We start from the raw sequence: 20,019 nt of genomic DNA, 5'->3' as shown, positions 1-20,019 counted from the left end.
ACAGGGGGAAACTCGATGCACAGTTCGTCAGCCGCGGCTGCGGCCGAGGCCCGCATTGCCTGGGTGTCCAAGGCTCGGTGTCGTAATACCGACCCCGACGAACTCTTCGTTCGCGGGGCGGCGCAGCGCAAGGCCGCGGTGATTTGCCGGCATTGCCCCGTCATTGCCGAGTGCGGCGCCGACGCGCTGGACAACCGCGTCGAGTTCGGTGTCTGGGGAGGGATGACCGAACGTCAGCGCCGGGCGCTGCTCAAGCAGCACCCCGAGGTGGTGTCCTGGGCCGACTTCTTCGCCGCCCAGCGCAAGCACCGCACCGCCGGCTGACGTCAGCTGGCGGCCTTCGACGCGGTCAGCTGATCCGCGATCGCGCGCAGTGCGTCGAGGTCGGACACGTCGAACGGCAGTGACGGCACCCCAACGATCGGCACGTGCGGGTTCGCGCCGGTGAACCGTGACAGCAGCCGCACCTCGCGCTTGGCGGTCTGCGCCCGGTCGGCATGGATGCGCAGCACCGCAGCGGCCAGCGACTCGGGATCGTCGGCTTCCAGTTCCTCGGCGGCGTCGACCGCCCGCTCGATGTGCAGGCTGGACAACGTCGGATGGGTGCGGTTGAGGATCAGCCCCGCAAGCGGCATCGCTTCGGCTGAGAGCCGGTCGACGAAGAAGGACGCCTCGCGCAGTGCGTCGGGTTCGGCCGCCGACACCACGACGAACTGCGTGCCGCGGCGCTTCAGCAGCGCATAGGTCCGCTCGGCCTTCTGCCGGAAACCGCCGAACGTGGAATCCAGCGACTGCACGAACGCCGCCGCGTCGGACAGCATCTGCGAACCCAGGATCGTCGATATGGCGCGCATGGCCAGTCCGACTGCGCCGGTGACCAGCCGGCCGATGCCGCGTCCGGGCGCCAGCAGCATCCGCCACAGCCGGCTGTCCATGAAGCTGCCCAACCGTTTTGGCGCGTCGAGGAAATCCAGCGCGTTACGCGATGGCGGGGTGTCCACCACCACCAGGTCCCACTTGTCTTGTGACACAAGCTGTCCCAGCTTCTCCATCGCCATGTATTCCTGCGTGCCGGCCAGCGACGTGGCAACGGTCTGATAGAACTGGTTGTCCAGAATCGCTTGCGCGCGTTCGGATCCGGAGTACTCGACCACCATCTCGTCGAATGTGCGGCGCATGTCGAGCATCATGGCGTGCAGCTCGCCTTGCACCTCCGGGCCCAGCGGCACTCGCTGCGGCGAGTTGCCCAAATCCGCGATGCCCAGTGCCTGTGCGAGCCGGCGGGCCGGGTCGATGGTCAGCACCACGACGGTGCGGCCGTATTCGGCCGCTCGCAACGCCATCGCCGCGGCCGTGGTGGTCTTGCCGACACCGCCGGCCCCGCAGCAGACCACCACACGGTTGGCTCTGTCGGCCAGGATCGAGGCCATGTCCAAAGTGGGTGCGTTACTCAACGGTCGCTCCGCACGCGTCGCTTCGTACTCATCGAACCCCCTGTCGCCCAAGCTCTTCGGCCAATTCGTAGAGGCTGCCCAAATCGATGCCGTCGGCGAGCTGAGGCAACTCCAGACGCGGCATGTGGATCTGGTCGAGTTGCTCGGCGGCTTCGGCACGGGCCTTGAGCCGGGTGGCGTGTTCGATGGTCTCGGTGAGCAGGCCCGCGAAATCCGCGTCGGGCAGGTTCACCCCCACCTTGGCGAGGTCGGCCCGCACCGTGTCGGCGTCGATGTCGCCTTCGGCCGCCTTGGCCAGATCGTCCGGCTGAAGGTAGACCGGCAGTGTCCGGTTCACGATCACGCTGCCCACCGGCAGGTCCATCTTCTGCAGGTCGTCGATCGCCTCGACGGTCTCCTGCATGGGCAACGCCTCCAGCAGCGTGACGATGTGAATCGCGGTCTGCGGTGAATGCAGCAGTTGCACAACACCTTCCGCTTGCGAGTGCACGGGACCGCCCTTGGCCAGATCCGAGACTGCCTTGGTGACGTCGAGGAACCGGGTGATCCGGCCGGTCGGCGGCGAGTCGACGACGACCGCGTCGTAAGCGGGCTGCCGCGCTTTGTCGGACCGCACCACGGTCTCTTTGATCTTGCCGGTGAGCAGCACGTCGCGAAGTCCCGGCGCGATCGTCGTCGCGAATTCGACCGCACCGATCCGGCGCATGGCCCGGCCGGCGAGGCCGAGGTTGTAGAACATGTCGAGGTATTCGAGGAACGCCGCCTCGATGTCGATGGCCAGCGCGTTGACCTGCCCGCCACGTTCCGCGGTGGCGATCTTGACTTCTTGGTAGGGCAGCGGCGGTACGTCGAACAGCTGCGCAATCCCTTGGCGCCCTTCGACTTCCACGAGGAGCACCTTGCGGCCACCGGCTGCCATCGCGAGGGCCAGCGACGCTGCGATGGTCGACTTGCCGGTGCCGCCTTTGCCGGTCACGAAGTGCAGGCGCGCGTCGCGCAGCCGCGCGGGCCAACCGACCTCCGGTCCCGCCTCGCCTATGATTGCCACCTTTGCAGCCTATCCAACGGCCTGGTCGCGACCGCTAGGGTTGGCTTTCATGAGCGAACCGACCCAATGGGAGTACGTCACGGTCCCGCTGCTGATTCATGCGACCAAGCAGATTCTCGACAACTGGGGCGAGCAGGGTTGGGAGTTGGTCACGGTGCTGCCGGGCCCCACCGGGGAGCAGCACGTGGCCTACCTCAAGAAGCCGAAGTGACGGCGTCGGCGCGGCTGGCGGAACTGGGCATCGAGCTGCCGACGGTCGCCCAGCCGCTGGCCGCCTACGTTCCGGCCGTGCGCACCGGAAATCTGGTCTACACCGCGGGTCAGCTGCCGTTGGCCGGCGGCAACCTGGTGCGCAGTGGGAAGGTGGGCGGGGAGGTATCCGCCGAGGACGGTAGGGCGCTGGCGCGCCAGTGCGCGCTCAATGCGCTGGCAGCGGTCGACGCGCTGGTGGGCATCGACGCGGTGACTCGCGTGGTCAAGGTCGTCGGGTACGTCGCATCCACACCGGGGTTCACCGGCCAGCCCGGAGTGATCAACGGCGCATCAGAGCTGTTCGCCGAGGTGTTCGGTGAGGCCGGGGTGCATGCGCGGTCGGCGGTCGGCGTTGCGGAGTTGCCGTTGAACGCGCCGGTGGAAGTGGAAGTGATTGTGGAGGTCGCGTGAGCGACGATCGGGCGTGGGTCGCGTGAGCGACGATCGGGCGTAGGTCGCGTGAGCGACGATCCGGCGTAGGTCGCGTGAGCGACGCGCATCCGGCGTATGGCGTGCTGCGGCCGGTCACCGACACCGCGTCGGTGCTGCTGTGCGACAACCCGGGTGTCATGACGCTCGAGGGCACCAACACCTGGGTGCTGCGCGGCCCGGGTAGCGACGAGGTGGTGGTCGTCGACCCCGGTCCTGACGACGTCGAGCACCTGCACCGGGTGGCCGACCTGGCCAAGGTGGCGCTGGTGTTGATCAGCCACCGCCACGAGGACCACACCGGCGGCATCGACACCATCGTCGAGCTGACCGGTGCCGTGGTGCGTTCGGTTGGCAGCGGGTTTCTGCGCGGTCTCGGCGGACCGCTCAGCGATGGTGAGGTGATCGACGCAGCGGGCGTGCGCATCACGGTGATGGCCACGCCGGGACACACGGCGGATTCGCTGTCGTTTCTTCTCGACGATGCGGTGCTGACCGCCGACACCGTGCTGGGCCGCGGCACCACCGTGATCGACGGCGAAGACGGCAGCCTCGGCGACTACCTGGAGTCGCTGCGCCGGCTGCGCGGTCTTGGCCGGCGGGTCGTGCTACCCGGGCACGGACCGGAGTTGAGCGACCTCGCCGCCGTCGCCGACATGTATTTGGCACACCGCGACGAGCGGCTGAACCAGGTGCGCGACGCGCTGGACGAGCTCGGCGGCGATGCCACCGCGCGCCAGATCGTCGAGCACGTCTACACGGACGTCGACGAAAAGCTCTGGGACGCGGCCGAATCCAGCGTCCAAGCTCAACTCGACTACCTCCGCGGGTGAATTCGGTGCGCAAACATGCGGTCAGCGCACGAAAACGCCCCGAAATCGCTACCTAGCGCGACGGGCGAGTCGTTCGGAGTCCGAGATCAGGACGCTTTTGCCCTCCAGCCGGATCCAGCCGCGGTGGGCGAAGTCGGCCAGCGCCTTGTTGACCGTCTCGCGCGACGCGCCGACCAGCTGCGCGATCTCCTCTTGCGTCAGGTCGTGGGTCACCCGCAGCGCTCCGCCTTCTTGCGTGCCGAACCGCTGAGCCAGCTGCAGCAGCTGTTTGGCCACGCGCCCGGGCACGTCGGTGAAGATCAGGTCGGCGAGGTTGTTGTTGGTGCGGCGTAGTCGGCGGGCCAGCACTCGCAGCAGCTGCTCGGCGATCTCGGGCCGGTCGGCGATCCAGGCGCGCAGCGCGTCGCGGTCCATCGACACCGCTCGCACCTCGGTGATCGTCGTCGCACTGGAGGTACGCGGCCCCGGGTCGAAGATCGACAGCTCCCCGAACATGTCCGACGGACCCATGATCGTCAGCAAGTTCTCACGGCCGTCGGGAGAGCGACGGCCGATCTTCACTTTGCCGGAGATGATGATGTACAGGCGGTCGCCCGGCTCGCCTTCCGCGAACACAGTGTGCCCGCGCGGGAAGTCGACCGGCTGGAGTTGTTTGGTGAGCGCGGCGACGGCGCTGGGCTCGACGCCCTGGAAGATTCCGGCCCTGGCCAGGATCTCGTCCACGTTGCCCCTCTTAAGCTGTCAGGTGTTAAGTCAACAAGCGCCGACCCGTCGGATCGGCACGGTTTCGACACTTCGACGCTACACAGAATCCGCACGTCGAGTCGGTCGAAATTGCGGATTTGCCATCGCATGCACAGGCCGGGCGTGAGCACTCGAATAATGTTCGACGCCGTGGGTGCGCCGGGCCTGGAAGGAATCCAGTGCCTCCGGCATGCCGTCGCGAGCTAGCGTCCGCATGTCCCCGGCCCGGGCTTGCGCTAGGAACTCGGCGACGTCGGCGGCTCCCACACTTCCGCAATCCAGGTGGCTTTCCAGCCGCTGCAGCCCAAAGGTCGCCAACATCAGCAACCCAGGGATGAGAGCAACGAAGAGCCAAGACACAGGCACAAAGTAAACACGTCCAAGGTCTCAGCACGATCACGAAATCTCACCGGTCAGTACGCTTGCCTGGTGACTGCGAGCAGGCGAGCCGCGCCATCGGAGCGGCGGTGGGCCAACGAGACGCGGCTCGGCCTGGTTCGTCGGGCTCGGCGGATGAATCGCAAACTGGCGCAAGCGTTTCCCCACGTCTACTGCGAACTTGACTTCACCAACCCGCTCGAGCTCACCGTCGCGACGATCTTGTCGGCGCAGAGCACCGACAAGCGTGTGAACCTCACCACGCCCGCGCTGTTCGCCCGCTACCGCACCGCCCGCGACTACGCCCAGGCCAACCGCGCCGAACTCGAAGAGCTGATCCGGCCCACGGGCTTCTACCGCAACAAGGCCAGCGCGTTGATCAAGCTCGGCCAAGCGCTCGAGGAACGTTTCGACGGCCAGGTGCCGTCGACCATGGAGGAGCTCGTCACGCTTCCCGGGGTGGGCCGCAAGACGGCCAACGTGATCCTCGGCAACGCGTTCGGCATCCCCGGCATCACTGTGGACACGCACTTCCAGCGGCTGGTGCGGCGGTGGCGGTGGACCGAGGAGACCGACCCGGTGAAGATCGAGAAGGCAGTCGGTGAGCTGATCGAGCGCAGCGAGTGGACGCTGCTGAGCCACCGGGTGATCTTCCACGGCCGGCGGGTGTGTCACGCCCGGCGGCCGGCCTGCGGTGTGTGCGTGCTGGCCAACGATTGCCCGTCGTTCGGGCTGGGCCCCACCGAGCCGCCGATCGCCGCCGCGTTGGTGAAGGGGCCCGAAACCGAGCACCTTCTTGCGCTGGCTGGGTTGTAGCTTGCCGCGATGAGCAGGTCCACCCGCTGGACGATTGCGGTGCTGATTGTGGTGGCGGCAATTGTCACCGCGTTGGCATTGCAGCTGCGCGAGACCGCCGCGCCCCGCACGGCGCCAGGCAGCCCGACGGTCGCGTCGCCCAACTCCGCCGACCTCGCCGCGTTGCGCCGGCGCGCCGCGCTGCCGCCGTGCCCGCCCGACGGCATGGGGGCGGGTCCGCAGGCGCTGCGCGGGGTGACCGTGCAGTGCCTGGCGGACGGCACCGCGGTGGACACGGGACGCGTCGTCGCGGGGCGGGCGGTGTTGCTGAATCTGTGGGCGTATTGGTGCGGACCGTGCGCGCAGGAGATGCCCGCGATGGCCGAGTACCAGCGCCGCGTCGGTGACCGGCTGACCGTGATCACCGTGCACCAGGACGACGACGCCGCGGCGGCCCTGTCTCGGTTGGCCGACTGGGGAGTACGGCTGCCGACGTGGCAGGACGGCCGCCGGCAGGTGGCCGCCGCACTCGGCGTGCCGAATGTGATGCCTACCTCTGTGGTGGTGCGTGCGGACGGTAGCGTTGCCCGCATCCTGCCGCGGGCGTTCGCCAGCGCCGACGAAATCGCCGACGCGGTCGATCAGACGATGGGAGCGCCGCGGTGAGTCTGGAGCCGCAGGGCCGGCGACATGGATCTTCAGCGGGCCAGACGCAGGTGCTGACCCCGGATGCTGCACCACCGTGGCTGCAGCCGCTCGTTGAGAACGTCGGTTGCCTGCCGGCTGCCTACCGGCGCCGCCTGCCGGCCGAGGTGCTCGCGATGGTCACCGCGGCCAACGCGACCGCCAAACTCGCGGGCAAGCCGCGCGACGCTGCGGTGCTCGCGCTGTTCTCCGGACCCGACGACGCGCCGCCGGGCAGCTTCCCGCACGACGCCGACCTGCTGCTGACTGTGCGCGCCTCGTCGCTGCGCCACCACGCCGGCCAAGCCGCGTTCCCTGGCGGAGCCGCCGATCCCGGCGACACCGGGCCGGTTCACACTGCGCTGCGCGAAGCGCAGGAGGAGACGGGCATCGACCCGTCGCGGCTGACACCGCTGGCCACGCTGGAGAAGACGTTCATCCCGCCCTCGGGTTTCCACGTGGTGCCCGTGCTGGCCTACTCCCGCGATCCCGGCCCCGTCGCGGTGATGGACACTGCGGAGACCGCGATCGTCGCGCGAGTTCCCTTGCGCGCGTTCGTGAACCCGGAGAATCGACTGATGGTGTACCGCAAGACGCTGACCCGGCGGTTCGCGGGTCCGGCGTTTCTGCTCAACGAGATGCTGGTCTGGGGGTTCACCGGGCAGGTGATCGCGGCGTTGTTGGACTGCGCAGGGTGGTCGGTGCCGTGGAACACCGACGACGTGCGCGAACTCGACGAGGCGATGGCCTTGGTGGGCGGTAGGGGCGACACCGGGGAGGACTACCTGGAGGCGCGGCGGTGACGGCATCGCAGTGGTTCGACCTCGCGGTGATCGCGGTCGCGTTCATCGCGGCGATCTCGGGCTGGCGGTCGGGCGCGCTCGGGTCGCTGATGTCGTTCGTCGGCGTGGTGCTGGGCGCGGTCGCGGGCGTGTTGCTGGCGCCGCACATCGTCGAGCACATCGCCGGACCGCGCACCAAACTTTTCGTCGCGCTGTTTTTGATCCTCGGGCTCGTGGTGATCGGCGAGGTCGCCGGTGTGGTGCTGGGCCGAGCGGTGCGCGCCGCGATCCGCAGCCGCTCGCTGCGCACGGTCGACTCGATCGTCGGCGTGGCGCTGCAGGTGGTCGCGGTACTGGTGGCGGCGTGGCTGTTGGCCTCGCCGCTGCGGTCGTCGGATCAGCAGATGCTGGCCCAGGCGTTCGACGGGTCGATGATTCGCAAGGAGGTCGACCGGGTCGCGCCGAGTTGGCTGCAGACGGTACCCAACCGGTTGTCGGCGTTGCTGAACACCTCGGGCATCTCCGACGTGTGGCAGCCGTTCGGCCGCACCCCGATCGTGCCGGTGGACGCACCGGATGCCGGCTTGGTCAACAGCGCGGTGGTGACGGCCACCCGGCCGAGCGTCGTCAAGATCCGGGGCCTGGCCAACGGCTGCCAGAAGGTACTGGAGGGCACCGGCTTCGTGGTCAAAGAGGGTCGCGTGATGTCCAATGCACACGTGGTCGCAGGCGCGGACAGCGTCACCGTGGAGTCCGACGGCACCACCTACGACGCCAAAGTGGTCTCCTACGACCCCAACGCCGACATCTCGATCCTCGAGGTGCCCCATCTCCCGGCGCAGCCGCTGTCGTTCGCCGACGGGCAGGCCAAGTCCGGCACCGACGCGGTGGTACTGGGCTACCCAGGCGGCGGCACGTTCGTCGCCACGCCGGCGCGTATCCGCGAGATCATCGAACTCAACGGCCCGGACATCTACCGCACCACGACGGTGGCCCGTGAGGTGTACACCATCAGAGGCACTGTGCGCCAGGGTGATTCGGGGGGACCGCTGATCGATCTGGACGGTCGGGTGCTCGGCGTCGTGTTCGGCGCCGCGGTCGACGACCCCGAGACCGGCTTCGTGTTGACCGCCAAAGAGGTGGCCCGGCAGATGGCCAAAGTGGACAACGCCGACCCGGTGCCCACCGGTGCGTGTATTACGTGAGCCGTCGGCCGTAGACGTGTGCGAGGAACCGCGTCAGCTGTTCGTTGACCACGCCCGGTGCCTCTTCGTGGCTGAAATGCCCTGCGCCCGAGACTGATACGAAGCGACCGTGTGGCGCATAGCGTTCGGTGCGGTGTACCGGGTCGGCGAGCACGTAGGGGTCCGCGTCGCCGCGCAGGTGCAGCAGCGGCACTGCCAGCTGACGATTCATCGACCGCATGAAGCGGTGGCCTTCGGTGCGCAGTTGACTGCGTACCGCCCAGCGTTGGTACTCGAGCGCACAGTGTGCGGCGCCGGGAATCTGGATGGCCTGGCGCAAATGGCGCATGGAAACCGAAAAGTCTTCTGTATCAAGCCATTTCGCGCCACTACGGGAACGTACCAGCGTTTCCAGCGCTGCGCCGTCGCGGCGGGTGAGCCAGCGTTCGGGCCACATCGGGACCTGGTACTTCAGCAGCGACGGCAGCAGCGCACGGCCCTGGTCGCGACGGGTCAGCGCCGACGCGCGCAGCGCCGCGGGGTGAGGTGAGCTGACCACCGCGATGGCGCGCACCAGCCGCGGGTGCAGCGTCGAGGTTGCCCAGCAGACCAGCCCGCCGTCGGCGTGACCGACGAGCGTGGCCGACGAATGACCCAACGCCCGGATCAGCCCGGCGGTGTCGCCGGCCAGTGTCCACCCGTCGTAGCCGCGCGGCGGCTTGTCGCTGGCTCCGTAGCCCCTCAGGTCGACGGCCACCACGCGGGCTCCGCGCAACCCCGTGAGCTGATGGCGCCACGACCACCAGAACGATCCAAACCCGTGCAGCAGCACCACCAGCGGCCGGGCGGACACCGGGGTGTCCGACGGGCCCGGGTCGGCCTCCACGACGTGGAACCGAATCCCGTTGGCGTGCACCTCCATATGCCGCCATGGCCCGTCGATCCTGACGACCGACGGCGCAGGCGCCGGCACTAAGCGCCCGAGGAGTCAGACCGCGAAGGCGAGGCCGGCGGCCTTCCGTTGGCCTGGGCCACGCCGCGGTGGTCGTGCGACGTGAACACCTCACGCGTCTCTTTGACCGACTCGATCGTGTCGCGGGGTCCCCGGATACGTCGCACCTTCAAGTAGCCCAGCAGCGCCAGCACGGCCGTCGTGACCAGCATGACGCCGAACACGATCAAATACGACGCCCAGCGGGTCAGCCATTCGTCGAGCAGGGTCGCGACGAAAAAGAAGAAGAAGAACGTCGAGTAGAAGAGCACCACCAGCGCGGCGATGAAGAACACGCTGCCCGTCAGGCCGCGTTTGACGTCGCGGGTGATCTCCGCACGGGCCAGCTCCACTTCGGCGCGCACCAGGGTGGACACCTGGGCGCTGGCCTCTTTGACCAACTCGCCGAGCGACGGGTTGGGCGGCAGGACATGCGGATCCGTCAACGGGATCGACGTGATGGTGCTCGGGACTGCGTTTCTGCGATCGCCGTTGCTCACGGACTGTCCTCCCGCTGGTTGCTTCTGCCGGACCTGGCCGACACCGTAGCCTCGGTATCCGAAGCGCTCGCTTGTCGATGGGTTATGTTGCCACGCGGGCCGCAAGGCCACGAGGTCGAGGAGCAATTGTTGAAGATCGGGCACCGCTGCGGGCTGGTGCTGGCGGTCGTCTTGCTCTGGATGTCGGCGGCAGGGATCGCGGCGGCCGACGGCAAGGTTCCGCTCGGCGGCGGCGCGGGCATCGTCGTCGACGGCAACACGCTGTGCACACTCACCGCGATCGGCACCGACAACAAAGGCGACTTGGTCGGATTCACGTCCGCGCATTGCGGCGGGCCGGGCGCCCAGGTAGCCGCCGAGGGCCTCGAGGGCGCCGGCACGCTGGGTGTGATGGTCGCCGGCAACGACGCGCTGGACTACGCGGTGATCAAGTTCGACCCCGCCAAGGTGGCGCCGGTGAGCAACTACAAGGGCTTCGTGATCAGCGGTATCGGGCCCGACCCGACGTTCGGGCAGGTCGCGTGCAAGCTGGGCCGCACCACCGGCTACTCATGCGGAGTCACGTGGGGACCGGGCGAGCAGCCCGGCACCATCCTCAGCCAGGTGTGCGGCCGCCCGGGCGATTCCGGAGCGCCGGTGACCGTCGGCAATCAGTTGGTCGGGATGATCCACGGTGCGTTCAGCGAAGAACTGCCCACCTGCGTCGTCAAGTACATCCCGCTGCACACCCCGGCGGTCGCGGAGTCCATCAACGCGGTGCTGGCCGATCTCGCCGCGAAGAACCGTCCCGGCGCGGGGTTCGTCCCGGTCCGCTAGTTCTCCGCCCTACTGTTGCGAATCGCTTCGAACACCCCGGGATCCACCAGCGTCGAGGTGTCGCCGAGTTCGCGGCCTTCGGCGACGTCGCGCAGCAACCGGCGCATGATCTTGCCGCTGCGAGTCTTGGGCAGCTCGGGCACCACGTGGATCTCCTTCGGCCGGGCGATCGGCGAGATCTCCTTGGCCACCTCGGCGCGCAATTCCTCGCACATGTTGTCGCGGGGTTTGTCGGCGGCGCTGGCTTCCAGGATCACGAACGCGATGATCGCCTGGCCGGTCTGCTCGTCGCTGGCGCCGACCACCGCGGCTTCGGCCACGTGTGAATGACCCACCAGCGCCGACTCCACCTCCGCGGTGGAGATGCGGTGCCCCGACACGTTCATCACATCGTCGATACGGCCCAGCACCCAGATGTTGCCGTCCGGGTCGTAGCGGGCGCCGTCGCCGGCGAAATACCAGCCCTGCTTCTCGAAGCGTGACCAGTAGGTCTCCTTGAACCGCTCGGGGTCACCCCAGATGCCGCGCAGCATCGCGGGCCACGGCTGATCGAGCACCAGATATCCGGTCGAGTGCTCGCCCCAGTCCGGACTGGGTTCGATGCGGTTGCCGTCGTCGTCGACGATTTGCGCGCAGATTCCCGGCAGCGGCGCCATGGCGGAGCCCGGCTTGCAGGCGGTCACGCCGGGCAGCGGCGAGATCATGGCCGCCCCCGTTTCGGTCTGCCACCAGGTGTCGACGACCGGGGTTCGGTCGCCGCCGAACACTTTGCGGTACCAGCGCCATGCCTCCGGATTGATCGGTTCGCCGACCGAGCCCAACAGCCGCAGGCTGGACAGGTCGTGTGCGTCCGGGTATTCGCGGCCCCACTTCATGAACATGCGGATCAGCGTCGGCGCGGTGTAATAGATTGTTACGCCGTACTTTTCGATGACCTGGAAGTGCCGGTGCTCGTCGGGCGAGGCGGGCGTGCCCTCGTAGACCACCTGGCTGACGCCGTTGGCCAGCGGACCGTAGGTGATGTAGGTGTGGCCGGTCACCCAGCCGATGTCGGCGGTGCACCAGTACACGTCTTCGTCGGGCTTGACGTCGAACACGTAGTAGTGGGTGTACGCGGCTTGGGTGAGGTAGCCGCCGCTGGTGTGCATGATGCCTTTGGGCTTGCCGGTGGTACCGGACGTGTAGAGCAAGAACAACGGGTGCTCGGAGTCGAACGCCTCCGGTGTGTGTTCGGGTGCAGCGGAGTCGACGGTCTCGTGCCACCACAGGTCGCGGCCCGCCGTCCACGGCACGTCAATCCCGGTGCGCCGCACCACAAGAACGTGCTCGATACTGTCCTGTCCGTCGACGGCCTCGTCCGCCGATTCCTTCAGCGACACCGCCTTACCGCGACGGTATTGGCCGTCGGTGGTGATCAAGAGTTTGGCCTGGGCGTCTTCGATGCGTGCCCGCAGCGCAGACGCGGAGAAGCCCGCGAACACGACACTGTGCATGGCACCGAGGCGGGCGCAGGCCAGCATCGCGACGATCGCCTCAGGCACCATCGGCATGTAAATCGCCACGCGGTCACCGGCTTTGACGCCCAGATCAGTCAGCGCGTTGGCGGCCTTGCACACCTCGTCTTTGAGTTGGGCGTACGTCAGTGTGCGGCTGTCGCCGACGGGCTCGCCCTCCCAGTAGATCGCGACCCGGTCCCCGTTTCCGGCCTCCACGTGGCGGTCGACGCAGTTGTAGGCGACGTTGAGCTTGCCGCCGACGAACCACTTCGCGAACGGCGCATCGGACCAGTCCAGCACGTCGGTGAACGGCGTCTCCCACGCGAGCCGGTTCGCTTGCTCGGCCCAGAACGCCAATCGGTCCGATTCAGCAGCCTTGTACAGCTCGGCAGTGGCGTTGGCGCGCTGGGCGAATTCCTCTGACGGCGGGTAGGTGGCGGGGGCTTCGGCTTGCGTCTCGGTCATAGCTGTGAGCCTAGTCACTCGACGTTGCCTGGTGCAGCGCTGCGGATTGGGTGCGCGCCGCACCGGTTTACCCGAAACGCCCCCGCGCGGTTAGCGTCACGGGCGTGACCGATCCACTGGCTCCGCTCGCCGAGCTGCCCGGTGTTGCCGACGCGAGCGAACACGTTCGCGAGGCCCTCGGCAAGGCGCACCGGCACCGCGTCAATCTGCGCGGCTGGCCGGCGAGTGCGGCGGAGGCCGCCGTGCGGGCGGCTCGGGCGTCGTCGATGCTCGACGGCGGCGCGCCCCGGTTCCCGGCCGACGGGCTGGGCGGCGGTCCGATCCTGGCCGGCGCACTGCGGGTGGCTGAGGCGTTGCAGGGCGGCCAGACCGCGTTGGTGAGCGTTTGGCAGCGCGCACCGCTGCAGGCGCTGGCACGGCTACACGCACTGGCCGCGGCGGATTTGGTGGAGGCCGACGCATTGGGTCGCCCCCGCGAGGGCGCGGCGGGACGGCTGGAACTGCTGGCCAAGCTTATGACCGGCGGCAGCGCAGCGCCGGCCCCGGTGCTCGCGGCGGTCGCGCACGGCGAGATGCTGACGCTGGCCCCGTTCGGCAGCGCCGACGGAGTGGTGGCTCGCGGAGTCTCGCGGCTGGTGACCCAGGCCAGCGGGCTGGATCCGCACGGCCTCGGCGTGCCGGAGGTCTATTGGATGCGCCATGTTGCCGAATACCGGTCGGCTGCCGAACAATTCGCCACCGGCACACCCGAGGGGCTGCGGCAGTGGATTCTGTTGTGCTGCCGGGCATTCGAGAAAGGCGCCAGCGAAGCACTGGCGATCGCCCAGGCGGTCTCGAGACAGACGTGAAGCGGGCGGCGATCCGAATCGCTTCGGCGCGCCGCCCGCTAGCGCGGACCTCCGGTTACCAAGCGTGCAACGTGGGTTGCGTGGGTGGCCTCGGCGTCTTGCGATGCGCTTCAACTGCTGCCCCACCCAAGGGGCTGTCGTGTTGTCCGCTTTCCGCAATCACGCAGGCCCGCAACACTTCTGCCTTTATGCGGCGTGCTCCGCGTGGGTACCGGGATCCGCGCTGGGTAGTCCGGCTCGGGAGATCGGGATCTTCTCTTCCGATCCGATCTTGGCCTCGCCGGGCTGCCGTGGTTCCTTTGTACTACGTGACCATCGTCACATCAAGGGCGTGCGCGTCGTCGTAACGCCGTCGACGCAAAACCACCGGTCTGCGGCAACCAACGCCGCTGCGAGACTCCAGGTCAGAGAACGAAGCGCCGCAGCAGCGAGTACGTCAACGCACCGGCCGCCAGCGCGCTGACGCCCACGGCGGCAGTGGTGGCCACCGCGGCGGTCGACGGTGCCGGAATGCGGTCGCGCAGTGACACCGGCTTGGAGAACGTCAGCACCGGCCAGCCCCGCGCCGCCGCCTCCTTGCGCAGCGCGCGGTCTGGGTTGACGGCCGTCGGATGACCGACCGCCTCCAGCATCGGTAGGTCGGTGATCGAGTCGGAATATGCGTAGCAGTGTTCCAGCAGGTAACCCTCGCGGGCGGCCAGCTCGCGGACGGCCTGTGCCTTGCCCTCGCCGTAGCAGTAGAACGCGACCTCGCCGGTGTATTTGCCGTCCTTGACCACCATCCGCGTCGCCATCGCGTGAGTGGCGCCCAGCGCGCGCGCGATCGGCGCGACGATCTCCTCACCGGACGCCGACACCACCACCACGTCGCGCCCGCACAGCTTGTGGTCGGCGATCAGATCGGCGGCTTCGGCGAACACCAGCGGATCGACGATGTCGTGCAACGTCTCTGCCACAATCGATTTCACCTGCTCGACGTCCCAGCCGGTGCACATGTTCATCAGGTAGGACCGCATCCGGTCCATCTGGTCGTGGTCGGCGCCTGACATCAAGAACAGGAACTGCGCATAGCTGGACTTCAGAACAGCGCGTCGATTGATCAACCCTTGGTCGAAGAACGGTTTGCTGAACGCCAGCGTGCTGGACTTGGCGATGACGGTCTTGTCGAGGTCGAAGAACGCCGCTGTCTTGGTGCGCCCGTTGGGGATAGCGTCGGCCGAAGGGGTGAACTGCGTCGTGGTCAGCGGTGTGGAGGCCTGATCTGAGACGGTCACGGCTTCAGCATAGGGCGGTCGATCGCAGCGCATTTGTTCCTGTCAAATGTCAGTTCGAGTCACGTGGCGGGGGCTGCAATCCCGTGTTGGCTCAGGGTTATCGATGTTTTCGGCTCTTGCGCCATTGTCACGCCACGTGTGTATAGTGAGCATTACTCGGCTTATGCCGGGTGTGCATCAGCCCGACCCCCCGGGGCTGATACACGACGACCCTCGCCTCCTCCCCCCCTGGCGGGGGTCGTCCCTTTTGGCGGGGAAGTCACACGATCCATCTTCTCCGCGGCCCATCTTCTCGGCGTCACCGTCGAAATTCGCTGTAGTGCCCGGGATCACAGCCGTTGTCCACACCTTCGCATTCATCCACAGATTCGGCCAAGGCACTGGAAGCGCGCGTGCTGTGCGGCGCAGGCTGAGCCGATGACATCGACAGCGGGCGTTCTGGGAATCGTCGACGACCCCATGTTGCGCGACGACGTCGACCGCGTGGGCGCAGCAGTCGGCGTTCGGATTGTTTACTACACCGATGCCATCAGCCGCCGCGAGTGGTCTGCGGCGGGTGCGGTCATTGTCGACCAGGCCGCCGTGGTGCGTCGCGCCGTCAGCGGGCTCCCGCGACGGCCGCGGGTGATCTTGGTCGTCAGCGACGAGCCGCAACCGGCAACGTGGCAGACAGCGTTATCGCTTGGGGCACAACATGTTCTGCGATTGCCGCAAGAAGAAGCAGAGCTTGTCGACGTGCTGGCCGACGCGGGCGAAAGCGACCACTCGGCGCGTGGAAACGTGTTCGCTGTCGTCAGCGGCCGAGGCGGTGGGGGAGCCTCGATTTTCAGTGCAGCGTTGGCGATTGCGGCGAACGAGAGTTTGCTAGTCGATGTCGACCCGTGGAGCGGTGGGGCGGACTTGTTGCTCGGCTTGGAAGGCCGGCCGGGGCTGCGGTGGCCCGACATCGCGGTCGAGAACGGGCGGCTCAGTCTCGGCGCGGTGCGTGACGCGTTGCCGTCACGGGATGGCGTCGGTGTGCTGTCGGGTGCGCGCCGCGGAAGCGAGATCACCGCCGCAGCTTTGCTGGCGATCGTCGACGCGGGCCGTCGCGGTGGTGCCACGGTGGTGTGCGACGTCCCCAGACGTCTCACGCAGGCCGCGGAGGCCGCCTTGGACACGGCCGACTTGGTCGCACTCGTGACGGCATGTGATGTGCGGTCGTGCGCGGCGGTGTCGGTGATGGCGTCGGCGCTGCTCGGTATCAATCCGAACGTCGGGCTCGTCGTGCGTGGGCCGGCTCCGGGCGGATTGCGCGCCGCGGACATCGCCCGAGCGGCCGATCTGCCATTGCTGGCGACCATGCGTCCAGAGCCCAACTTGTCCGAGCGCCTGGAACGGGGTGGCTTGCGGGTGCGCCGCCGCTCACCGCTGTTGATGGCCGCGCGCCGTGTGCTGGCGGTGGTGGAGCGTCGTCGGGTAGCGGCGGCGGCATGACCACGTCACTGATCGACCGGGTGCGTGAGCGGCTGGCCGCGGAAGCCGCGCCGCTGCGGCCGAGCGTTGTCGCCGCCGCGATCCGGGCCGAGTCCGGCGGCGTGCTGGGCGACACCGAGGTGCTCACCAACTTGCGCGCGCTGCAGACCGAACTGACCGGCGCCGGAATTCTCGAGCCGCTGCTGTGTGCCGACGGCACCACCGACGTACTGGTCACCGGTCCCGATACGGTGTGGGTTGACGACGGAAAAGGGTTGCGCCGCAGCGATGTTCGGTTTTCGGACGAGGCTGCCGTGCGTCGGCTCGCTCAACGGCTGGCGCTTGCCGCAGGTCGCCGCCTCGACGACGCTCAGCCGTGGATCGACGGCCACCTCACCGGGATCGGCAATCGGGAGTTCGCGGTCCGGCTGCATGCGGTCCTGCCGCCGCTGGCCGCGGGTGGCACCTGCTTGTCGCTGCGTGTGCTGCGCCCCGCCACGCAGGATCTGCCGGCGCTGGTGCGGGCCGGCACCATCACGCACGACGCCGTGGACCTGGTGGAGCGGATCATCGCCGCGCGGCTCGCGTTTTTGGTGACCGGCGGCACCGGCGCCGGCAAGACCACCCTGCTGGCCGCGACGCTCGGCGCGGTGTCGGCCGACGAACGGATTGTGTGCGTGGAGGACGCCGACGAACTGGCGCCTCGTCACCCGCACTTCGTGAAGTTGGTGGCCCGTGCGGCCAACGTGGAGGGCGTCGGCGAGGTGACTGTGCGCGATCTCGTCAAGCAGGCGTTGCGGATGCGGCCGGACCGCATCGTGGTCGGCGAGGTCCGTGGTGCTGAGGTGGTGGATCTGCTTGCCGCCTTGAACACCGGCCACGACGGTGGCGCCGGCACTGTCCACGCCAATCGGCCCGCGGAGGTGCCGGCCCGGCTGGAGGCGCTTGCCGCACTCGGCGGCCTGGATCGCGCTGCCCTCCACAGCCAGCTCGCCGCCGCGGTGCAGGCAGTGCTGCATGTGCGCCGCGACCGCGACGGTGCCCGGCGGCTCGACGAGATCGGGGTGCTGGCACGCAGCGGTAACGACCCGGTCGAGGTGGTGACCGCTTGGCACGCGGACACCGGACCCGGCCCCGGCGCGGGCATGTTGAGTCAGATGCTGGCGGCTAGGTGCGCTCGGTGACCGGCGTCGCTGCAGCGGCGCTGTCCTTAGCCGCTGCACTGATCGCACTGCCCGTCTCGTCACGGCACCGCATCGTCGCGGCAGGTCTGGTGGCACCCCGACGCGCCAACACCGCGCATCTTCGGCCGGTCGGCGTCTGTGCGGCTGGTGTGACGGCCGCGGTGGTGCTGCCGGCGGCCGTGGTGCTGGCGGCAGCGATGCTCGGCGGCACGCTGTTTTTGCGCCGCCGAAGACGAGCGCGGCGGCGGCGCGTCGACGAGGAGTCGCACGCGCTGGAAGCGGCACTCGACGTCCTGGTCGGCGAACTACGCGCCGGCGCCCATCCCGTGGCCGCGGTCCAGGTCGCCGCAGCGGAGTCACACGGCACTGTTGCGACGTCCTTCCGCGCGGTCGGCGCACGGGCGCTGCTGGGCGCCGACGTGTCCGCCGGGCTGCACAGCGTGGCTCAGCATGCCGCAACGCCCGGCTACTGGGAACGGCTCGCGGTGTGCTGGCAGCTCGCCCACGCACACGGCCTCACCATGGCGTCGCTGGTGCGTGCGGCGCAGCGTGACGTCGTCGAACGTTCCCGGTTCAACGCACAGGTGATCGCCGGAATGGCCGGTGCACGGGCCACCGCGACGGTGCTGGCGGCGCTGCCGCTCGCCGGCGTCGCACTCGGTGAATTGCTGCACGCCCATCCGGTGCGGTTTCTGTTGTCCGGCGGGGCCGGCGGCTGGCTGCTGGCGATCGGCGTGGCGCTGGTCTGTTGCGGGCTGCTGTGGTCGGACCGGATCACCGGGCGGGCGCTGTCGTGACATCTGCCGCGCTACTGCTGGCCGCTGCCGTGATCCTGGCGCCGGGTCCGGCGGCCGTGCGCCGCCGCGCCGGGCTGATACCGCCCGCGCCGGCCCGCCGCAGAAGCCAGACCAAGACAGATCCGCTCGCGGTCGCGGCCAGCCTCGACATTTTCGCGGTGTGCCTGACCGCCGGAATGGCCGTACCGGCGGCTGCCGCGGCGGCCGCACCGACGGCGCCGCCGGCATTGGCCGCGACGTTGCGCCGCGCCGCCGACATGCTGGCGTTGGGCGCCGATCCGTCGGCGGCGTGGTCGGCGCCGGCCGGCAAACTCGACCGTCACTGCGAGGCACTGCTGCGGTTGGCCCGCCGCTCGGCCTCGTCAGGTGCCGCACTCGCCGACGGGGTCGCCGAGCTGGCGACAGCTGTGCGCCATCAGGCCGCCGAGGCCGCCAGGGCCGCCGCGGAGCGCGCCGCGGTGCTGATCGCCGGCCCGCTGGGTTTGTGTTTCCTGCCCGCGTTCGTGTGCCTCGGAATCGTGCCGGTGGTCGCCGGCTTGGCCGGTGAGGTGTTGGGGTCAGGGTTGCTGTGACGAAATGCGTTGGAGCAGAACAGTTTTCGATTGGAAGGGGACGAGGGTGACGCGATGGCAGCATCTGAAAGCAAGGATGACGCTGCTCTTGGTAGCCGACGACGGGATGTCGACGGTCGAGTACGCGATCGGCACGATCGCTGCAGCGGCGTTCGGCGCAATCCTGTACACCGTGGTGACGGGCGACTCGATCGTCGGCGCGCTGACCAAGATCATCAGCCGGGCGTTGACCACCAACGTCTGACAGCGGGCGATCGTGGGTCCGTCACGGTGGAGGCCGCTTTCGGTATCGCGGCGCTGGTGGCCGTGCTCGTGCTCTGCGTCGCCGGCGTCACCGCCGTCTCGATGCAGATCCGCTGCATCGACGCGGCCCGCGAAGCGGCGCGGCTGGCGGCCCGCGGCGACGATGCCAACGCGCAGGACGTCGCACGGCGCATCGCTCCATCTGATGCAGCGGTGCAACTGCGTCGCGACGGCGAATTCGCCGTTGCACGCGTCACCGCCTATTCGATCCTGCTGCCGGGGATCACGATCGCGGCTGAAGCGGTGTCGATGGCCGAACCGACGGGCACGTGAGAACGGGTCGGCCAGCATCGTCGCCGCGACCATGATCGCGGTGCTGCTCGCCGTCAGCGTCGGCGCGCTGCAGATCGGTTCGGCAGTGATCGCACGCCATCGCGCGCAGGCCGCAGCTGACATGGCGGCATTGGCGGCTGCCACAGCTATGCCCGCCGGCGCCTCGGCCGCATGCGAGAAGGCTTCTGCGGTCGCGCGGTTCATGGGTACGTCGGTGAGCATGTGCAGCGCCGAGGGGCTCGACGTCCTCGTTGCGGTCGAGGCACGCTCGGCGTTGACCGCGTGGGGCGTCGGCTCGGCACGTGCCATCGCGCGCGCCGGACCTGTCGGCGCGTTACAACTCCTGCGGAATTCGTCGCGCAAACGCTGATTCGCATCAGCAAACGAATCTTCGCTGCGCAACGGAACTTGCGCATATCCTTCGGAGGCGGTACTTTTCGCGTTCATCCGAGCAATCGGATC

The 20,019-nt window shown here is 68.5% G+C and carries 25 protein-coding genes; 17 read left to right on the top strand and 8 right to left on the bottom strand.

All coding sequences use genetic code 11. The annotated features are described in order from the left end of the window. Positions 1–15 precede the first annotated feature (15 nt). On the top strand, positions 16–324 hold the full coding sequence (locus AC5Y4N_RS04040) for a WhiB family transcriptional regulator (protein WP_499907339.1): 309 nt from the start codon (positions 16–18) through the stop codon (positions 322–324). 2 nt (positions 325–326) lie between these two features. On the opposite strand, the gene bagB is transcribed toward AC5Y4N_RS04040, so the two are convergent. Both bagB and bagA read right to left on the bottom strand, forming a co-directional pair. Then, on the bottom strand, positions 327–1,454 hold the full coding sequence (gene bagB / locus AC5Y4N_RS04035) for an ATPase BagB (protein WP_499907337.1): 1,128 nt from the start codon (positions 1,452–1,454) through the stop codon (positions 327–329). A 28-nt stretch (positions 1,455–1,482) separates the two neighbouring features. Next, on the bottom strand, positions 1,483–2,502 hold the full coding sequence (gene bagA / locus AC5Y4N_RS04030) for an ATPase BagA (protein ID WP_499907335.1): 1,020 nt from the start codon (positions 2,500–2,502) through the stop codon (positions 1,483–1,485). A gap of 49 nt (positions 2,503–2,551) precedes the next feature. Here bagA and sp36 point away from each other — a divergent pair, with 49 nt between their 5' ends. From sp36 to AC5Y4N_RS04015, 3 genes are all read left to right on the top strand, one after another. Beyond that, the gene (gene sp36, locus AC5Y4N_RS04025; protein WP_499907332.1) at positions 2,552–2,713 is read left to right on the top strand and encodes a Sp36 family protein; all 162 of its coding nucleotides are present in this window, start codon (positions 2,552–2,554) and stop codon (positions 2,711–2,713) included. Further along, on the top strand, positions 2,710–3,165 hold the full coding sequence (locus AC5Y4N_RS04020; protein WP_499907330.1) for a RidA family protein: 456 nt from the start codon (positions 2,710–2,712) through the stop codon (positions 3,163–3,165). Before sp36 ends, AC5Y4N_RS04020 begins: the two co-directional genes overlap by 4 nt. 74 nt (positions 3,166–3,239) lie before the next feature. Beyond that, on the top strand, positions 3,240–4,016 hold the full coding sequence (locus AC5Y4N_RS04015) for an MBL fold metallo-hydrolase (RefSeq protein WP_499907328.1): 777 nt from the start codon (positions 3,240–3,242) through the stop codon (positions 4,014–4,016). A 48-nt stretch (positions 4,017–4,064) separates the two neighbouring features. Here AC5Y4N_RS04015 and crp read toward each other — a convergent pair whose 3' ends face one another. Next, positions 4,065–4,739 carry a cAMP-activated global transcriptional regulator CRP gene (gene crp / locus AC5Y4N_RS04010; RefSeq protein WP_059101725.1) on the bottom strand — a complete coding sequence of 225 codons (675 nt, stop codon included), beginning with the start codon at positions 4,737–4,739 and terminating at the stop codon, positions 4,065–4,067. Between the two features lie 78 nt (positions 4,740–4,817). Further along, positions 4,818–5,081 carry a hypothetical protein gene (locus AC5Y4N_RS04005; RefSeq protein WP_499907507.1) on the bottom strand — a complete coding sequence of 88 codons (264 nt, stop codon included), beginning with the start codon at positions 5,079–5,081 and terminating at the stop codon, positions 4,818–4,820. 192 nt (positions 5,082–5,273) lie between these two features. Here AC5Y4N_RS04005 and nth point away from each other — a divergent pair, with 192 nt between their 5' ends. The 4 genes from nth to marP are packed head-to-tail and all read left to right on the top strand — an operon-like array spanning position 5,274 to position 8,604. Beyond that, positions 5,274–5,954, top strand: a complete 681-nt coding sequence (nth, locus tag AC5Y4N_RS04000; protein ID WP_499907505.1) for an endonuclease III — start codon at positions 5,274–5,276, stop codon at positions 5,952–5,954. 9 nt (positions 5,955–5,963) lie between these two features. Further along, positions 5,964–6,599, top strand: coding sequence for a TlpA family protein disulfide reductase (locus tag AC5Y4N_RS03995; protein WP_499907325.1), 636 nt, complete (start codon positions 5,964–5,966; stop codon positions 6,597–6,599). Continuing rightward, the gene (locus AC5Y4N_RS03990; protein ID WP_499907323.1) at positions 6,596–7,420 is read left to right on the top strand and encodes an NUDIX hydrolase; all 825 of its coding nucleotides are present in this window, start codon (positions 6,596–6,598) and stop codon (positions 7,418–7,420) included. Before AC5Y4N_RS03995 ends, AC5Y4N_RS03990 begins: the two co-directional genes overlap by 4 nt. Next, positions 7,417–8,604 (top strand): acid resistance serine protease MarP, encoded by a 1,188-nt coding sequence (gene marP / locus AC5Y4N_RS03985; protein WP_499907321.1) that lies wholly within the window; start codon positions 7,417–7,419, stop codon positions 8,602–8,604. Before AC5Y4N_RS03990 ends, marP begins: the two co-directional genes overlap by 4 nt. On the opposite strand, the gene AC5Y4N_RS03980 is transcribed toward marP, so the two are convergent. Both AC5Y4N_RS03980 and AC5Y4N_RS03975 read right to left on the bottom strand, forming a co-directional pair. Then, positions 8,597–9,556, bottom strand: a complete 960-nt coding sequence (locus AC5Y4N_RS03980) for an alpha/beta fold hydrolase (protein WP_499907319.1) — start codon at positions 9,554–9,556, stop codon at positions 8,597–8,599. The genes marP and AC5Y4N_RS03980 overlap by 8 nt on opposite strands. Next, positions 9,556–10,074, bottom strand: coding sequence for a phage holin family protein (locus AC5Y4N_RS03975; protein ID WP_499907317.1), 519 nt, complete (start codon positions 10,072–10,074; stop codon positions 9,556–9,558). The genes AC5Y4N_RS03980 and AC5Y4N_RS03975 overlap by 1 nt, the downstream gene beginning before the upstream one ends. Before the next feature lie 180 nt (positions 10,075–10,254). On the opposite strand from AC5Y4N_RS03975, the gene AC5Y4N_RS03970 reads away from it, so the two are divergent. Beyond that, complete coding sequence (locus AC5Y4N_RS03970; protein ID WP_499907503.1) at positions 10,255–10,890, top strand: S1 family peptidase; 636 nt, start codon at positions 10,255–10,257, stop codon at positions 10,888–10,890. Here the strand turns inward: AC5Y4N_RS03970 and acs are convergent. Beyond that, entirely contained in the window at positions 10,887–12,851 is a 1,965-nt protein-coding gene (acs, locus tag AC5Y4N_RS03965) for an acetate--CoA ligase (protein WP_499907315.1), read from the bottom strand. The genes AC5Y4N_RS03970 and acs overlap by 4 nt on opposite strands. 104 nt (positions 12,852–12,955) lie before the next feature. On the opposite strand from acs, the gene AC5Y4N_RS03960 reads away from it, so the two are divergent. Next, positions 12,956–13,699: an oxidoreductase gene (locus AC5Y4N_RS03960; RefSeq protein ID WP_499907313.1), complete on the top strand. Its 744-nt coding sequence runs from the start codon at positions 12,956–12,958 to the stop codon at positions 13,697–13,699. A 404-nt stretch (positions 13,700–14,103) separates the two neighbouring features. Here AC5Y4N_RS03960 and AC5Y4N_RS03955 read toward each other — a convergent pair whose 3' ends face one another. Then, positions 14,104–14,973 carry an HAD-IB family hydrolase gene (locus tag AC5Y4N_RS03955; RefSeq protein ID WP_499907311.1) on the bottom strand — a complete coding sequence of 290 codons (870 nt, stop codon included), beginning with the start codon at positions 14,971–14,973 and terminating at the stop codon, positions 14,104–14,106. Between the two features lie 417 nt (positions 14,974–15,390). On the opposite strand from AC5Y4N_RS03955, the gene ssd reads away from it, so the two are divergent. From ssd to AC5Y4N_RS03920, 7 genes are all read left to right on the top strand, one after another. Next, positions 15,391–16,449: a septum site-determining protein Ssd gene (gene ssd, locus AC5Y4N_RS03950; RefSeq protein ID WP_499907309.1), complete on the top strand. Its 1,059-nt coding sequence runs from the start codon at positions 15,391–15,393 to the stop codon at positions 16,447–16,449. Beyond that, a complete protein-coding gene (locus tag AC5Y4N_RS03945) occupies positions 16,446–17,612 on the top strand; it encodes a TadA family conjugal transfer-associated ATPase (protein WP_499907307.1) in 1,167 nt (388 codons plus the stop codon). The genes ssd and AC5Y4N_RS03945 overlap by 4 nt, the downstream gene beginning before the upstream one ends. Next, a complete protein-coding gene (locus tag AC5Y4N_RS03940; protein ID WP_499907305.1) occupies positions 17,609–18,409 on the top strand; it encodes a type II secretion system F family protein in 801 nt (266 codons plus the stop codon). The genes AC5Y4N_RS03945 and AC5Y4N_RS03940 overlap by 4 nt, the downstream gene beginning before the upstream one ends. After that, positions 18,406–18,981 (top strand): type II secretion system F family protein, encoded by a 576-nt coding sequence (locus AC5Y4N_RS03935; protein WP_499907303.1) that lies wholly within the window; start codon positions 18,406–18,408, stop codon positions 18,979–18,981. Before AC5Y4N_RS03940 ends, AC5Y4N_RS03935 begins: the two co-directional genes overlap by 4 nt. Positions 18,982–19,057: 76 nt before the next feature. Beyond that, on the top strand, positions 19,058–19,225 hold the full coding sequence (locus AC5Y4N_RS03930; RefSeq protein WP_499913844.1) for a DUF4244 domain-containing protein: 168 nt from the start codon (positions 19,058–19,060) through the stop codon (positions 19,223–19,225). Positions 19,226–19,251: 26 nt separating this feature from the next. Beyond that, positions 19,252–19,557 (top strand): TadE family type IV pilus minor pilin, encoded by a 306-nt coding sequence (locus AC5Y4N_RS03925; RefSeq protein ID WP_499907299.1) that lies wholly within the window; start codon positions 19,252–19,254, stop codon positions 19,555–19,557. After that, positions 19,487–19,927 (top strand): Rv3654c family TadE-like protein, encoded by a 441-nt coding sequence (locus AC5Y4N_RS03920; protein ID WP_499907501.1) that lies wholly within the window; start codon positions 19,487–19,489, stop codon positions 19,925–19,927. The genes AC5Y4N_RS03925 and AC5Y4N_RS03920 overlap by 71 nt, the downstream gene beginning before the upstream one ends. The last annotated feature ends 92 nt before the right edge of the window (positions 19,928–20,019 follow it).

Source organism: Mycobacterium sp. NGS19 (assembly GCF_059813155.1).
This window is presented reverse-complemented; position numbering and strand designations above follow the sequence as displayed.